Source organism: Paenibacillus sp. PK1-4R, from assembly GCF_030369595.1.
Taxonomy (GTDB): domain Bacteria; phylum Bacillota; class Bacilli; order Paenibacillales; family Paenibacillaceae; genus Paenibacillus.
Genome location: NZ_CP126535.1, coordinates 1,884,831 through 1,901,544, shown reverse-complemented (window position 1 = coordinate 1,901,544; position 16,714 = coordinate 1,884,831). Strand labels below are relative to the sequence as shown.

Sequence of the window (16,714 nt, the reverse complement as noted above, 5' to 3'; positions counted from 1 at the left end):
TTTGTCCGTCTCGGAGTGATATTTGTGGCACGATTAACCCTCCCTCTGCTTACGGAAGACCAAATTCATTACGTTTGACGCGAATCTCGTCCTGAATATATTGGGTATAATCCATAATGGATTCCCTGGCTTCCACTTGGCCAACAACGGTTTTGTAAAATGCATTGAACAGATGGCGGCCTGTAAAATAACCACCGGGTACTTCAGGAATGCCCTTCACCGTTTCGAATTGTGCCTTGAGATTGGCGTAATCCTCCGCAGGCCACGGCAGGGAATCCAGCGCCTTGATGTTGGCCGTTGGATAACGGGCAGCGGCACCCATCAGTCCTTCCATCTCCCGTCCGAATTCAGCCTGAATCGGTGTACTGGTCCACCACTTCATGAACTCCCACGCCGCATCCTGATCCTTGGCACCCTCCAGCATCATGACTGCGCTGCCTCCACCCGGTACGTCCCGATTCAAGGTTCCATCCGCCTGAACGGTTCCCGGGACAGGAACGAAGCCCCATAGTCCCCGAATCTCCGGTGCAAATACGGACAACTGGTTGTACATGGTGTAATCCGTTAGTCCAATAGGCATCTGTCCTGTCCGGAAACGGTTGGCAAAATCATATTCCCGCTCCAGCTTGTAATCGGTATAAAACTCCGTCCACTGCTTGAACGTCTCGATTCCAATCCGGGAATCCAGATCCGATTCCTTGTCATCATTCCGATAGAAGGCGCCACCGTTCTGGAGCAGCATCGTGGCATACTGTGAGTTCGGCGGAATATTGACACCCTGCATATTCGCCTGAGTCACGATCGGCATGCCAAATTCCATATGATTTTTGCTCAGAATCGCGAGTAGAGCCTCGACATCCTCCCAGTTCTGAGGCACTTCAAGTCCGAGTTCTTCGAGCACGTCTTTACGATAAAACAGCATGTTAAAGGTCTGTGTTTCCGGCAGGGCATATACACCTGAATCATAGGCATACGGCACGATCGCGCTTTCCCTGAACTCCTGTTCCACGGTGCTATAATCACTGAATTGCGTAAGATCTACAGCCGAGTTCCGCATCGCAAAGTTCACCGGCAGATCATTGCCGATCTGCATGGCAACATCGGGTCCTTCACCGGACAACGTCGCTGGTAGCAAGGTTCCCATGTTGACCAGCTTCAGATTCACGTTAATGCCACTGTCTGGTGTGAAGGTCTTGTCAATCATCGCTTTCATCGTATTCGCCTGGTCACGTCCGCTACCAATCCAGACGGTTACCGTACGCTGATCTTCCGATGTGGCTACATTGCCGATCTGGTTATAATCAATGAAGAACGAATGATAGAATATCTTCGCTTCATGACCAAGCTTGGCAAGTGGCCCCATACCTGTTCCGGGAATATCTTGGTCAATCGAAGTGACGTACAGTGCGTCAATCTCAAGAGGCTGCTCTCGTGCCTGTTGCACCCATGTGCCGAGACCGCCTGTGTTGGTTTTATAAGCCGCAAGCCGTCTTGGAATGGTATCCGGCTTGTCGATCATCTCGTCTAGTTGCAGCGCCATCGTATTGATCAGCGCTTCCTGATCACTGGACTGTCCTGACAGTAGACGAAGCTGTGCAGCCACGTCTTTGAGTCGTTTACTTTCCCCGCTGAACACTTCCAGCAGGTTCGGGATCTGCTTTTCCACCCGATAATCCCGGAATTCATCAGGCTTCGTACCTGTGATCATCAGAATGCGTCGGTACATGGAGTTCAAGTTGTACAGACTGTCCTCCACATTGCGGATAAGCGGCGCGAAGTCACCCAGGCTGTTCTCCAGCCGCAGTACATGTTTTCCTTTTTCCAAATGAAATTTGTATGCTTCCTTGCCGCCCATGACGTCAATGCGATAATCACTGTGATAACGGAAAGGGGCTTTGGCCATCTCTGCAAACGGAACTTCACCGTCAATGGTTAGTTTGCGTGTAGAATAGATGCCTTTAACAAAATTCTGTTGTGCGGTAAAACCGATATGATACAGTCCACTCTCCGGTACATCCACTTCCCATTCAATCCATTGTCCTGGCAGACGCCAGTTAAAGCCGCCAATCGTATTGATGCGTACCTGGGAAGCGCTATAAGGAGATACAGCAGAACTTGACCTTTCGCTCGTCGGGTATAACGTAGGTGAAGATTTGGCAACAGCGGCTTCTCCTTCAATGCGAATAAGTACATCCTTCGGCTGCCCGGAGGAATCCGATTGTTGTGCACCCGCAGTCTCTGCGTAAGGAACGGCTGTCTTCTCATTGAAAAGACGAATGGACCGGATCACCATGGGTTCACGCGATGATTTTAGCGTTAGCGTGTGTTCCCCTTTTACCAAATAAAACTTGAATGGAGCCTGTTCGTACCCGTCGGAGTCCTGAAACGTTTCTTCCATCCAGCGAGGTTTCTCCACTTGTCTCGGGCGTAAGTCATTGCCTTGATTGTCCTGCTCCACAACATCTTTCTCATTCGCCCATACCCGGTCAAACTGCAAATAGGCGGCTTCCGCAAAAGGAAGTTCACCATCAATGTACAATGCACGCTCAATGGCCGAACTCTTGCCTTCAACGGGAAAATAGATTGCGGACAGATTATACAGCCCGGTCTCCGGCACGCTAATTTTCCACTCGACTTGTCCTGTCTCTCCGGTATGGAGAGATACACCATCCATTCCCTCATAATTCGTCAGTTTGCGGACGTTTTCACCTTCGGCTTTTATGTAATCTCCTGCTTCAATGGTGATGTCCACACTCGGCTGTGTAGCCTGATCCGTTCCGGATCGATACTGTTCGTATCCCTTTTTCTGCCGGGTCTGCTGCAAGATTGCATCCACTTCAATGGCAGGCAGACTGCCAGGTGGAATGTCTGCACTCTTCCCATCAGCGCCGGAAGTTACATATAGAATGATGCAGGCTGCCGCCACGATGATTACTGTGGACAATACCCATGTCTTACGTTGTAGAATTCCAGCCATCCTACGAGTCCTCCTCATCAAGGCTGATGCCAGCAATGCCGATTTGGTGGTTCAGGAAAAGGGGCTCCGTGCAACATTGCCGACACGAGCCCCTGCCTGAATCGTTTGCTGGTGTTAAGTTCTTATTGTTTACCGAGTTTATCAATGGCAGCTTGTGCCTGTGCTTTGTATTTCTCGGCTGTTGCCGTCACGGAAGCATTGTTTTTGATGATATCGTTCACAAAATCCCCGAACGGGTATCCTGTGTAGGCATCATCCAGTAAAATGCGGCCCGTTCCAGCGATGTGCTCGCGAATGATGGCGATATCCTTCTCGTCGGTATAACGACTCTCCAGATAATCCTGACCTGGATACTCTTCAATCTGCGGGATGTCGAAGGTCTCTTCATAGATTTGGTAGACGATCTTTGGATCCTCCACACCTTTTGGAATGAACTTCGCCGATGCCGCGTTGTTTGCATACGTTACCTCTTTGCTACCCTGTGGCCCGTTCGGAATCGGCACAACACCAACTGCAAAGGTGAGATCGCCCAACTGCCATTCAGCAGCGGTGAACAGAGCTACATCTCCATCTTTGAACGTATTGCTTTCCTCCCAATTGGTTTTGTCGCCGGTTTTGACCTTCACGACATTTTCCACGTTATACAGGCGTTTGACGAATTCGGCAGCTTCAATCGTTTTCGGATCGGACAATCCTTCTTTGCTATTGGTATCATCCACGATCGTTCCACCATTGGCTGCGGTAAAATGGCGAACGACATCAAGCGCCCAGCCAGAAAATCCGTATACGTCAGTTTTGCCGTCGTTATTGGTATCTTTGGTTGCCTGTTTGGCAAGTTCCATGAATTTATCCCAATCCCATTTACCTTGGTTATACAATTCTTGAGGATCAGGCAAAGATAATTTTTTGAACAAGTCACGGTTATAGTGAAGTCCCAGACCAATGCTGGTTGGAGATTCGAAAGCGTATTCGTTGCCTGCAATGGCAGGAAATTTTGCAATCAGGTTAGCCTCTTGGTTGATGTTATTCTCAGGTGTAGTGAATTCGGAGATGGGCAATAGTTGCCCTTTGAGGATGGCAGGTAGTGCGGATTTGTACTCCATCTGAACGATGTCGGCGAACGGTTCGCCAGCCAGTGCAGACGTTGTGAATTTGTTCATGTATTCTTCGAAAGGTACGTTAACAAACTCCAGTTTCACGTTGTATTTCTTCTCGACCTCTGCAATTTTATCGAGTCTGGCCTTATCGGAGGCCGTCTCTCCCGCTGGTTTCAAGTCCCACCAGGCCGCAACCTTAATGACACGCCCACCCATATCAGGCACATTAACCACAGCTTCTTCCGCTCCGCCCTCTTTCTCTGTCTCAGCGACTTCGGTGCTGTTACCTGAGTTCGTTGTTCCCTCTGCTTCGGTCCCCGTCTGCGCTGTCCCCCCACCACTGCAAGCGGATACAAAAAGCATCACGGCCAATAACATCAGAGGTAGAACATTCCATCTTCTCATCATGATTTTAACAACCTCCCCGAATGTGTATACCAATCATGGTTCACCCTAAATCGTTAACCCCATTCACCAACCAATCGAAAATAAACAACCACCACCATTTGTTATTTTCTTGTTTGTTTTTGACAAACAAAATTTAACACAGCAAAATGTAAGCGTCAACATTTTTGTTGTTAACATTTTCTAATTATTCTGATAAAATGCTGATAAAGCTGTAATTTATCTGTATCACAGCTTATTCAATATCCTGGATTCTAAGTACAAACTTATTAAAACATGATTATAACTTTGTTTATTTTGTTATTTTTATAAAATAACAAAATAATAATTTAACAGACAAAATTCGTCATTCTATCTGAAAATATGCTTACCGTCACGTTGAACGTTCATCCTAAAATACTGTGCATCACTAACATTTTGAATTCTCTGTCCGTTATTAGATTAAGAGAAATACATCATGTTATACTAGGAACAGTTGGATATCGCTCCAAATAAGGAATACGGCAGAACTACGAGTGTAAGGATGGTATGATGAAGACAAAGGTAACAATTCAGGAGATTGCACATTTTACGGGTTTGTCGAAATTCGCGGTGTCACGAGCTTTGTCTGGAAAATCGGGAGTTAGCGATCAAACGAGGGATGTCATTCTCAAGGCCGCTGGCAAGCTTGGATATTTCAAAGATAACAGCATGTTGTCTGGTGAACTGTATAACAACAATGAATCTCAGGAACCGAAGAACACACGTTCAAGCGGAACGATCTTGATTTTGTTTCCCAATGTTCGGTACCAAAATCAAGACTCCGTATACTGGGGACCCGTCTTTAACGGGATCTCTTCCAAGCTGAACCAAAAAGGGATTAATATTCTGACCTTAACGGAACCCTCAGCAGACCAGCTATTTACCCTGCTCAACCCGGATGCCATTCGTGGAATCATTACCGTTGGCTCTATCTCGACCCCGATTCTGCTTGAAATCAAGCGTCTCAGTATTCCGGTTGTGATGGTGGATCACCTGGACCCTGTTTTTCACAGTGACAGCATATTCACCGATAACTTTGCATCCATGCGCGAGATCATGCTCTATTTGCTCCGCAAGGGCTTCAAAACCTTCCAGTTTGTTGGCAATATCGGGGATGCTCATAGCTTCTATGAACGCTGGATTGCTTATACTTCTGTGCTCATGGGCCATGGGATGGAAATACATCAGATTCCCGAGCTGAGTAATCAGGCATTGGATGAGTTCCGCCAGACGTTCACTTCGGTGATCAATGAGGATAACCTGCCTGAAGTGTTTGTATGTGCGAATGATTTCTATGGGCTATACACCATAGAAGCCCTTGAGAGTATGGGTATTCGTGTACCCGATCAGTGTGTTGTCACGGGATTTGATAATCTATACGACAATATCCCATTACTTGCCACAGTTAACGTGAACAAGGAGTTGCTTGGTGCGCGTGCAGTGGATCAGATGTTATGGCGCATTGCGAATCCAGAGAGCAACGTCGAGAAAAAATTAATTCTTGCTGACGTCATTATTCGTGAACAGTTTGGCAGGCATAGTGGATAAAAGCATATATGGAATAAAGCTTATGTCCACACAGAACAGCACGCCAAACACCCCTTTAACCGTATTCGTGCGGCTATAGGGGTATTTGCACTGTTGTATGTTGTGTAATTTATTGTCTATTACAATAGGCCGTTACATCATCCCGTTCTACGTATCTGTACGCACATCATCCCACGCCTGATCCAGATAACAGATCAGCCAGTTCAATGCACGGTGACGTTCATAAGCCACTCCACCATTCAGTCCAACGGGAGGTGTTTTGTCATTCACACGACTATCGACACAGACCCAGTTATAACGGTAGATCAGATCTGCTTCATCCAGAATCTCGCTCTTATTACGCAGAGATGCATCGGAGAGAAAGTCGGTAAAACTATCCTTCTGTTGCAAATAACCGACATCCTTCCCTACGTTACATAACTCCGCTGGTGCACCCAATTCCTTCACATAACCAAGCGCCCACAACATTACGTGGTAAGCTTCATATCCCCAGGAAAAGGAGATGATCTCCTGCTGCTCTGCTCCGTGCTGGTCGATAAACCTCTTCTCTACGGGTGAGAAAAAGGATTCAGCCTCATACTTGTCGATCACTTCCTGAACCAGTGCTGCGGTATCATCCGCACTTTCGCCTGCTCCCAGACACTCACCCTTAAGCGCGGCAAGACATAGGGCAACCGCACGGCGCGCAACTTCCTCTTTACTCCGAATCGTGATGTGCTCGTCTCCGGCCCTTGCGGGCAAGTTCGCATTATACGGAATGCCTTGTTCAGTCAACCGTTGCTCTGAACGCGCTTTACGTTGAATGCCAGACTCCGACTGGGGGCTGTCACCGTCAAGGAAACTGGTGTGCGCTGTCACCGTGTAATCCTCTACCTCAGATTCTCCATTCACATCCAGCAATAACTGGCCTTGTGCGTTCAGCAGAGATCCACCTCCCCAGAAGATAACAGCATCCAGAGCATCAGCCAATCGCAATAACTCGCCGAAGAATTCTTCCGAGATATCTTCTTCCGTCTCAATACCAATCACCATATTCAGTGTAGAACATTTGATCAATACCTTTTCCTGAAGCGAAGCATTGCGCCCTTTAATCTGACTCAAAAATCCAAGCATCCCCTGAATCATTGTCGTAAATTCCTCAGGATGTGTCTGGCTGGTCATGATATTAAAGCCTTTGGTTTTCTTATTGAGCCATTTCTTCTGAGTCACTTGAATATGGGTCTTGTCTTCCCGGCGTTCAATCGTACCCTCAGGATAAATGGATTGAATCACTTCAAACAGCTGATCCAGGTCAAACTGAGAGCTATATATCGCACAATTTCTCATGAAGTTCACCCTCTCTCTATATATAGTTCAACTAATGAATATTTACACTGGCACTCCGATGGCAGAATAACTTTCCGATCGCTGTTATCCCCAGATTTTTTTATTCCTTTTTTTGAAAGGGGAAATCCGGTGATAGCGTATGCTTCCGATGTAGCTTTCTTTTAGAAAGCTTTTAGGCGAACGCTCCGCTTCTTCAAGTTATTTCTGCCCTCTCCGTTATCGTGTAAATGTTCAGTTGAACATATATGACTAATCCTTATACGGATCGAATTCATTACCTCCGGCCATGGCGACACCAACGGGACGCAGCACATGGTTGATTTTCAGCGTATTCGCATGTGCGTTCAGCACGTCTTGCAGTTTCTTGTACACAAACGGACTTTCGTCTGTGCCCGCTCCCCGCAGCTCAACACCATAGGCACGAATCGCCTCATGCATCTGTGCTTCGCTAATCTCGCCACCCATGCGTGTGCGCAGCTTGTAATTCATTTTGCCAGCCGCCTGGGTTCGGCTCATCGTGCGCCCTGCCCCATGTACGGTGCTGCGGAATGACTCGGTATTCTCCTCGCTGTGGATCCCTTCCACAATTACCGAGATATCCCCCATACTGCCTCCAACAAAACCGAGTTGCCCGGGTGCCAATGGCGTTGCACCTTTGCGGACCACAACTACCTCTTCACCCATGTGTTGTTCCTTCCAGGCAAAGTTGTGATGGTTATGTACGGCGTATTCAGCACTTGCCCCCAGAATTCCGAGTACCTGTTCAATAACATAGTCACGTCCTGCATAGGCATATCGGCCCGCCAAAGTCATTCCATCCAAATACATATCACCCATTTCGCTGTTCAGGTCAAACAACGTAGGCGGTTGATCCATCGATTCGCCAGGAGCTTTGCCACTGAACTGACGTCCTGCCGCAAGGTTAAGGAACCCACTCGCCACTTTATGACCGAACCCGCGGCTGCCAAAATGATTTGCGATCCACACCTTTCCCGTTGCCTCTTCTACAAAAATATCCACGAAATGATTGCCACTGCCTACGGTTCCGAGTTGGTTGCGTGCAAGTGTCTTCAGCTTATGGTTTAATCCCGGTTCAATGGTATCAAACAGCTTCCAGCTCGCGTCGTCGAACAGTTCATGATCCACGGGTGTTGGATTGTTACGACCCACGCCGAAAGATATGGTCGAATTGATGTCATCCATAATCGTTACAATCTGATCCCGAATATCATCCCACATCAGATTTGTGCGCACAGCCTTGTTGCCACAGGCAATATCATATCCGACCCCTGATGGACTGATCATATTCCGATAAGCAACAACACCACCGATAGGCTGTGAGTAACCTTTGTGATGGTCGGCCATCAGAGCCACACCCAATACATCTCCATATTGCGAGCAAGTCACTGCCTGACTTACGGCGTTCTCCAGCGGCTCCCCCCAGACTTTAATGTTATCTACGATACGCATGATTGTGTTAACCTCCTATGTACTTTTTTTAACTCGTTTAATTTAATCCATTCTATCAGAACTCTGACTCTGAGACACGAAACCCGTATATGGGGAGTATAGGCCAGCTACAGAGAGCCAATTCCATATATATATATGGCCTGCTCCTATCATCCTAAATTCACTAGATAAGTCCCAACATTTGCAAAAATACAACATTAGTACTAATATTAAATATAGTGTAATTAAATCCATATATAGCCTTTATCTCAATCATTTTCATTTTATTCGCTATTAAAGGAGGTATTTATTTGTATCATTTCAGAAAAAGGAAAAGAGTTGCCGCTCTTACATTAACCACAGTTATTTTGGCTACTGCAACGTTGTTCCCCACAGGGCAAGTCCATGCCCAATCTTCCATCGAGACCATACAGGGTCATGTGACTGAAATACAGACAGCAAGAACATCAGATGAAAAAATTAAACTGTGGAAACAATGGGCCAGAGAACATGCTTACCGGATCAAGAGTATTACACCTGTTCATGAAGATATTGAGAGTAATAGCTTTACAGACTTGGATATGTTAAAACCACTGCTCCAGGATAAACGAATCGTATTTCTGGGTGAAAGTTCCCACGGAGTAGCAGAATTCAACTTAGCTAAAACCCGATTAATTCAGTTTCTACATAAAGAGATGGGCTACAATGTGCTCGCCTTTGAGAGCGGTCTCTCTAATACATCACTAGCTAACGCCATAATAAATCAAAAAAGCGCAGAGCAAACAATGCAAAGCTCCATTTTCGGCGTCTGGTGGTCCAAAGAAATTTTACCCTTGTTTGATTATCTCAAAACGAGTGCTCAAACTGAACAGCCATTAATTCTGACGGGTTTTGACATGCAACTGCAATCCCCCCTACTTGATGGTCACTGGCTGAAAGATCAGAAACTCGCCAAACAACTAGCACAAACAGAAAAACAATTGTCCGAGTTTTATATCGGGGCTGACCTTCAATCCTACCGTGCAAAGAAACAGGAAATGATTCAAACGTACAAAAATATTTTAAAATCACTGCAATCCAAAGAGAACCAAACCTATCTGCAACAAGAATATCCCAATCATCCGGAACTATCCAAGTTGCTGGAACGAAGCCTCGAAGATCGAATTCGTTTGGCTCAGGAGTATATTGAAATTTCTATCCGTTCCATGATTGAATTGGAGGAAGGGAAGATGGATGCATTTCTGGACTCCCTTGTTTGGCGGGATAAAGCCATGAATGACAATCTGATCTGGTTAGCTACGGAAGTATATCCGAACGAAAAGTTCATTGTGTGGGGTCATAACGATCATATACGTAAAGCAAACAGCAAAGTGATGGATTCTTCATATCCAGTTCCACTAATGGGAGAGATCTTCCCCGAGGAATTGAGAGAAATCAGCTATGTTCTGGGGTTATATGCTTCAAGTGGACAAACAGCGGATAATGCAGGCGAAGTTCACAATGTCGAACCAGCGTTGCCTGGTTCAATTGAAGCTATCATGTCTGCGACAAATACACCCTACAGTTTCCTTGATCTTCGTTATCAAAAAAGAGAGGCAGGGAACGCCTGGATGTTCGAACCTCGATTTGCTTATAGCTGGGGCATATATCCAGAGAGCTTTGTTCCAAAAGAGCAGTTTGATGGTATTCTCATGATCGACAATGTCCATCCACCTCAATATATGAGATTCAACTCGTCTAACTCGAAAGAGTAATTGTAAAGTAAGATCACAAAGAGAGAGAGCCACTGCCTCTCTCTTTTATGCGTCTTTAGTTAAAGTGTTTTCGGTAACCCTGCACCTTCTCATCCTTGAAACCTAATTTCTCATAAAATATATGTGCTTCCTTACGCTGATCGCCAGACACCAGAATCATGTAATCACAACCCATATCTTTTGCAATCCGCTCAATCTGGAGCATTAACCTCTGCCCAATGCCCTGCCTGCGTACCTGATCCGATACAATCACATTCTCTACAACCATGAACGGTTTGCATGGCCCTACCAGATCCATACACTCAATCCCCATAACGGACCCAACCAGTTTGCCATTGTAGAATGCCCCAAGGACATGATAATGGCCATTCTGCTGTATGTAATGAAACATCTTTTTCATCTGCTGTTCATTGGTAGGCATTCCCATCAACTCATTGTATAGCTGGCTTAGTGCCGGTAAATCTTCAAGTTCGATTCCTTTAATGGTAACCATGATAACCCTCCTGATTTTGTCCTATTTCGCTTGCTTTGTCTTAAGTGAGGTCCTTTTTAAAATAATAATGACTGTGTCCAGTCGGTGCATTCTCGATCGTTGTGATCAATTGGTAGCCATGTTTCTTGTAAAATTCCGGTGCTTGATAGGAGAAGGTGTTCAACTTGACAAAATCACAAGATTTCTCTCGTGCAATTCGCTCAACTTCAAGCAACAACTGTGAACCATATCCCCGATGCCGTTGTTCAGAATCCACCCAAAGAATATCAACCTCCAGCCAGTTCCAGCAAAGTGTACTAAGCACACCTGCAACAATCTCGCCCGTCTCATTTTTGATATTGAAATTCAGTTCTTCGTAACGATGCCTTAATTCCTCGCTCACATGCGCAGCATTAAATGCGATAAGTTGCTCGCGAACATACTCTGAATCCTCTGAAGTACTTGGATTAATATTTATTTGAGACATCCTCTTCCCCCCTGTCGTCATTACTCACAACCTCATTCATTTCTTGCATATTTTAACATAAAGTTATCCCTTACAAAAATAAAAAAACGCACCTTCCATAGAGGAAGGCACGTTGATGTAACTTGCATTAGTTCACATATGCTGTTTTAAAATACGCTACTCTATTTCTCTCAGATCCACGTACACGTGACCTACACCAACTCTGCCCAGAGGGTCCGTAGCCTTCACCTCAATCCGAAGAGGCTCACTACTCGTTCCCAGTGCAGTAACGTATAGTTTCTGTCCAACCATTCTGACATCTGCCAGTTGTGGATCAGGGGAGTCAGCCAGTAGAATGAGGGTAGATCTAGCGTCATCTTCATCCTCAAACATAAAGGCCAGGTCGATCTCAATCTCATCTCCATGAACATAAGCGGTAATACCCGCAGGTGCCTCCACCAGTACAGGGGGAGCATCATCAAAGTCATACATGTCCAAACGTTGCAGCAGCATCTGGTGTAGAGCGAAATCAGGCTCTTCTCTCAGGGGTATGGCATTGTTACTCACATCCAAGTATTGCAGATCAGACAACCCAGCAACTCCAATCGGTAGATGAACAAGCTCATTACCGTACAGATGTAGTTCTTGCAAGGAGTCTATTCCAGTCACATCCAATAAAGGAAGTCGATTATTCGCGAGATTCAGATACTCTAGCTGGTCCAGTCCTGTCACATTAATTTGCGTCAGTTCATTACGGGATAAATCAAGCCAATTCAAACGATCGAATCCAGAGGCATCCGCTTTGCTTATGGCGTTTCCGGACAGATCAATTTCGGTTACATTTAATCCTTTGAATATCTCGACTCCTGTCAGATCGGAAATACCCGCATTTCTCGCATACAATCCTCCATTGGTCTGAATGAGAGCTTCCACCAATTCATCTTTGGTCAGTGGATCATCCACATTCTTTTGCAACCAATAAGCAATAGCTCCAGCTAAATGTGGATCAGGAAATTGGCGACTTATCGTATTGGGCTGTACCTTAACCTTGAGTTGTGCCGTGATACTGGCGCCCTGGACGTCAACTGCTTTGATCGTCAGCATTGTTTCTCCAGCAGCCTGTGGAACAAGTCGAATCACTTTTTCTACCACAGTGGAGGATACAATGGTTTCCTCTCCGGCTATGACACTGAATTGCAATTCATCACCATCTGGATCACTAAAATACGTCGAGACGTTCAAGTTCAATCCGGCATGATCTAGTGTAAGTTCCTGATCAGGCAAACCGCCACTAATAACCAGTGGCGCCCTGTTCCCCGTACCTGGATTGGACGGAGTGGAAGGATTCGTCGGAGTAGTTGGCGTAGATCCACCTCCTCCACCCGTGCTTCCATTTCCATTTCCATTACCTGGTGCCGCCCCGGAATTGCCATTTGTGTTTCCTACACCGTTCCCTGCGTTATTACCGCCTGAAGTTGTACCCTGTACCTCAGTTACCTTTCCTGGCTCATCAGGATTGGATTCCGGATTGGTGCCCCCTTGACTCGCAGCTTCATCAAGCGCTTGAATGACTTCAGTTGCGCGTAATGCGATCACGGCCATTTCCTGTCTGGAAGTAGAACGCTTCGGCGCAAAGTTTCCATTGTCCCCTTTCAAGATTCCCAACTTAACAGCCTGTTGTACACTTGGCAAAGCCCAGGCACTGATGTCGGAAGTATCCTTAAATGACAACTCTTTGGTCAAATTTAATGTTTCATCATACCCTTTAGCCTTCAGAGCCCGGATAATCGTTGTTGCCAGCTCTTCCCTTGTTACCAGACCGGCAGGACGAAACGTACCATCCGGATAACCATTCATAATTCCAGCTAATTGAAGTGCACGAATATAGGAACCATGCTCAGCGTTACGATCCAGATCCCTGAATAACTGATCTGGAAGCTGGACGGACGACAGCACGTTCAATTCCAATAGTTGAGCCAGTGTGTACGCAAGATCCCCTCTTGTTAACGTTGCGCTCGGGTTGAAATTCCCTGCTTTGTCCGCCAGAATCATCTGTTGTTCGGCAGCCCTTTCAATCGCTTGTTTGGCCCACGGCGCTGCCTGCTGCAAGTCACGAATGTTTACTGCATCGGACGCTGCATGCACTGTCCCGGACACAGTAATGACGGATAAAGACAGAAGGGCTGCAAGATAAGGCGAGACCTTACGGATCTTATTTTTCGTATGAACTTTTCGTTTGGATATTCGTGTTGACATCTCTTAACGTTACCTCCCACGTGAACATAACTCTGGTGTCAGCAAAGACTCGTCAGCGTTATTTGATTATCTTCATTGTAGGAGAGACCTTGGCTTGAAAACAGTCTACAAAAGAGTAGACACTGTTTCACAAAATTATAATAATCCCCGTTGCTCCGCAATTTGAACAGCATGAGTACGACTACTCGCACCCAGCTTCGCGAACACTCGGCGAATGTGTGTATTAACAGTTCCGGGAGAGATACCAAACTCGGCAGCAATCTGTTTGCTGGTCAGGCCCTCAGCGATGTGACCGAATATTTTTTGCTCCATCGGGCTGAGTCCCACTTCCTTTGTATCCAGCTTTGCCTCCCCTGCAGATGAGGGGCCTCTCAATCGTTTGTCTCTTGCAAAAGCAGATAATAACTGCTTCACATAAGCCATTTTCACACCATCATCGTGTATCGCCTTTGTACGACGCAGATAGAGATAGTGCTGCAGCAACTGTTTCATCTGTTCACCTTCAGCAACAAATGAACGGATATATCCTTCGGGTCCTCCCAGCACCAGAGCACGGGATAACGCCACAACACTGGCATCTGTGAATCCCTGCTTGTGCAGCATGATTGACTCTAACAGAGCACACTCTACCTGTTCAGCAAGCAAGTCCCGTTCTTCAGCCTGTTTACGGAGTCGTCTCAGTTCCTCTCGTGCATAATCATACTGCTCAAGGATGATCATCGCACGTATGCGAACCATGGAACGGAAGAACTGATCACAACTGAACTCAGCAGCCACATCTCCTTCATTTGCAGGCTTAGCCAGAATGGTGTGGGCCGATTCCACCGGACTTATTTCAATTAAAATTCGGTATTGATGTGTTTCCAGTGCTGGCTGCCAGTACTCCATATCCTTCCCAGATAATATCCCTGAGAACTGTCGAAGCAGTTTCAAGCCTTCTTCAGGTCGACCCAGTGTAAGTTCAAGTCTGGCTTTGAGTACATAAGCTGGAACGAGCAACGCAGCCACCTTGATCTGCAAAGCCACTTCAAGCGCTCGGTCCGCATATCTGACCGCTTCTGCAATTTGATTTTGCTCCATTAAAATCTCACCATATCCAACACCATAGTAGGACGTTACGTAGGCATGTTCAGCATACCAACGTTCCGTAATCGCCCCGAAGCAAGCTTCCCCACGTCTCAAGTAGCCATTAACGCCATGAAAGCTGCGTAGGCGCATGCTCTCTCTCCGATCATAGTCCATATACTGAAAGGCAATATCATCAGGATAACCCTGATCGATGTAGGACACCAAATAATGAGCCAGCCCATCCAAATCTCTGTTCAAATAGGCCATGTATGCTCGCATCACACATATAACTTGCAACAAATACCCGATGATCTCAGGTTCCAGCTGCCCTTGAAGATGGACCCGAATCAGGTGTTCCAGTTCATCCAGCTGTTTTACCATCTGTCCATAAGGCATCTCACGTGCAACAAGGAACAGGTAAGACATATATAATTTTGGACGTGATTTCACGATCTCCAGTGGTAAAACATCAAAATATCGCCGGAGCGTCCACCACTCTCCCATAATAAAATGGGCAAACAGCTCTTCCAGCAGTCTCGCTGCATCCTGCATGTGTTGTCCGAGAATATAATGATCCAGCGCTTCTGCCGGGTATCCTTGTTGCTCATACCACAGTGCAGCAAGAGCATGTAATTCATTTACTTTTTCTGTACCACAACGATCCAGCTCACGCTTTAGAAATGCAGAGAACAAATGATGATAACGATACCAGTGTGCTTCCCGATCAAGTGGAACAAGAAAAAGATGTTCCTTCTCCAATTGCCTTAACAATTGTGGGGCTTCCTGTATATCACTTAATACCTGACATAAACTGCTGTTCATTCTTCTTGTGATCGCTGTTCGGAGCAGAAATTGCTGCATTTCCGGTGACTGACGCTGGAACACCTCTTCAAGCAGGTAATCCGAAATCGTCCTCTCGCCAGTTGGTCCATGATCTTGACGAGACAGAGCTGACGATATCGAATGCATAGGGCTGACCAACGCGTTGCCACCCCATGCGTGAGATAAAGCGAGCAGCTTCAATCCGGCAGCCCACCCCTCCGTCTGCTGTACCCAACCACGCGCATCTCCCCCGGCAATATCCAATTGCATGATCTCTTGGCAAAATTCAATGCCCTCTTCTGGCGTAAATGCCAGTTCCTGAAGCGTAAATTGCTTCAATTCACCTCTCAGGCGCAGCTTTTCAAGCTTGAATGGAGGGTATGTTCGACTAGAAAGGACTAGATGAATGGTAAGGGGAAGGTTTTCAATAAAGTATTGCATCTGTTCATGAATCTCCCGCTGGGTCACTGCATGATAGTCATCCAGAATGAGCAGCGTATGTTGATTGGTCTGGGCAACACGGTTCAACAATAATATCAATGCTGACCTGGGGTCTATCGGGTACCGTTGCAAAAAATGTGGCAGTACATCTCTGCAGAGTTCCTTACTCACTCGATCCAGTGCATGAATAATGTAGAGCCAAAACTGAAGCGGGTCCTGATCTTTATCATCCAGGCAGACACAGGCTGCATGAACAGCTTCACTTCTCACCCAGCTGCCTAACAGTGTTGATTTCCCTGAACCCGCCGGGGCAGTCAACAAAGTGACTTTGGATTGGAACAATTCTTTGCGTTGCAAACTTAGCCGTGGACGGTCCATTGTATCTGCTGGCAAGGGTGGAAGTTCCAGTTTGGTTGTTAAAATCATAAATTGAAGCCAGTCCCCGTGGAGACCAGCGGTATGTTCCTGTTGCATGAGATCCTCCCGAATCAGCACCGTGGTGCACTTTTTTCCGATTCATTATATGTACATTCAGATACCCTAAGTATACAAGGAACCATGACTAGGCCCCACATATTTTTGAACAGAAACAAACGATAAATAAACCCTGCA

At 46.3% G+C, this 16,714-nt stretch carries 10 protein-coding genes; 2 read left to right on the top strand and 8 right to left on the bottom strand.

What is annotated here, in order from left to right; translation table 11 throughout:
* Positions 1-49 precede the first annotated feature (49 nt).
* Entirely contained in the window at positions 50-2,977 is a 2,928-nt protein-coding gene (locus QNO02_RS08295; protein WP_289391780.1) for an extracellular solute-binding protein, read from the bottom strand.
* A gap of 122 nt (positions 2,978-3,099) precedes the next feature.
* Positions 3,100-4,479 carry an ABC transporter substrate-binding protein gene (locus tag QNO02_RS08290; protein ID WP_289392715.1) on the bottom strand — a complete coding sequence of 460 codons (1,380 nt, stop codon included), beginning with the start codon at positions 4,477-4,479 and terminating at the stop codon, positions 3,100-3,102.
* 528 nt (positions 4,480-5,007) lie between these two features.
* Between QNO02_RS08290 and QNO02_RS08285 the strand changes: the two genes are divergently transcribed.
* Positions 5,008-6,048: a LacI family DNA-binding transcriptional regulator gene (locus QNO02_RS08285; protein ID WP_289391777.1), complete on the top strand. Its 1,041-nt coding sequence runs from the start codon at positions 5,008-5,010 to the stop codon at positions 6,046-6,048.
* Positions 6,049-6,195: 147 nt separating this feature from the next.
* Here the strand turns inward: QNO02_RS08285 and QNO02_RS08280 are convergent, their stop codons facing one another.
* Positions 6,196-7,374, bottom strand: a complete 1,179-nt coding sequence (locus tag QNO02_RS08280) for a DUF4272 domain-containing protein (protein ID WP_289391776.1) — start codon at positions 7,372-7,374, stop codon at positions 6,196-6,198.
* Between the two features lie 249 nt (positions 7,375-7,623).
* Positions 7,624-8,844 carry an RtcB family protein gene (locus tag QNO02_RS08275; protein WP_289391775.1) on the bottom strand — a complete coding sequence of 407 codons (1,221 nt, stop codon included), beginning with the start codon at positions 8,842-8,844 and terminating at the stop codon, positions 7,624-7,626.
* 290 nt (positions 8,845-9,134) lie between these two features.
* Between QNO02_RS08275 and QNO02_RS08270 the strand changes: the two genes are divergently transcribed.
* On the top strand, positions 9,135-10,577 hold the full coding sequence (locus tag QNO02_RS08270; protein WP_091032998.1) for an erythromycin esterase family protein: 1,443 nt from the start codon (positions 9,135-9,137) through the stop codon (positions 10,575-10,577).
* A 55-nt stretch (positions 10,578-10,632) separates the two neighbouring features.
* Here QNO02_RS08270 and QNO02_RS08265 read toward each other — a convergent pair whose 3' ends face one another.
* The 4 genes from QNO02_RS08265 to QNO02_RS08250 all read right to left on the bottom strand — a co-directional run bounded on the left by QNO02_RS08265 (position 10,633) and on the right by QNO02_RS08250 (position 16,576).
* Positions 10,633-11,070 (bottom strand): GNAT family N-acetyltransferase, encoded by a 438-nt coding sequence (locus QNO02_RS08265; RefSeq protein WP_289391774.1) that lies wholly within the window; start codon positions 11,068-11,070, stop codon positions 10,633-10,635.
* Positions 11,071-11,110: 40 nt separating this feature from the next.
* A complete protein-coding gene (locus QNO02_RS08260; RefSeq protein WP_289391771.1) occupies positions 11,111-11,536 on the bottom strand; it encodes a GNAT family N-acetyltransferase in 426 nt (141 codons plus the stop codon).
* 156 nt (positions 11,537-11,692) lie between these two features.
* Positions 11,693-13,771, bottom strand: a complete 2,079-nt coding sequence (locus tag QNO02_RS08255; RefSeq protein WP_289391770.1) for an S-layer homology domain-containing protein — start codon at positions 13,769-13,771, stop codon at positions 11,693-11,695.
* Between the two features lie 135 nt (positions 13,772-13,906).
* Entirely contained in the window at positions 13,907-16,576 is a 2,670-nt protein-coding gene (locus tag QNO02_RS08250) for a winged helix-turn-helix domain-containing protein (protein WP_289391768.1), read from the bottom strand.
* Positions 16,577-16,714 lie beyond the last annotated feature (138 nt).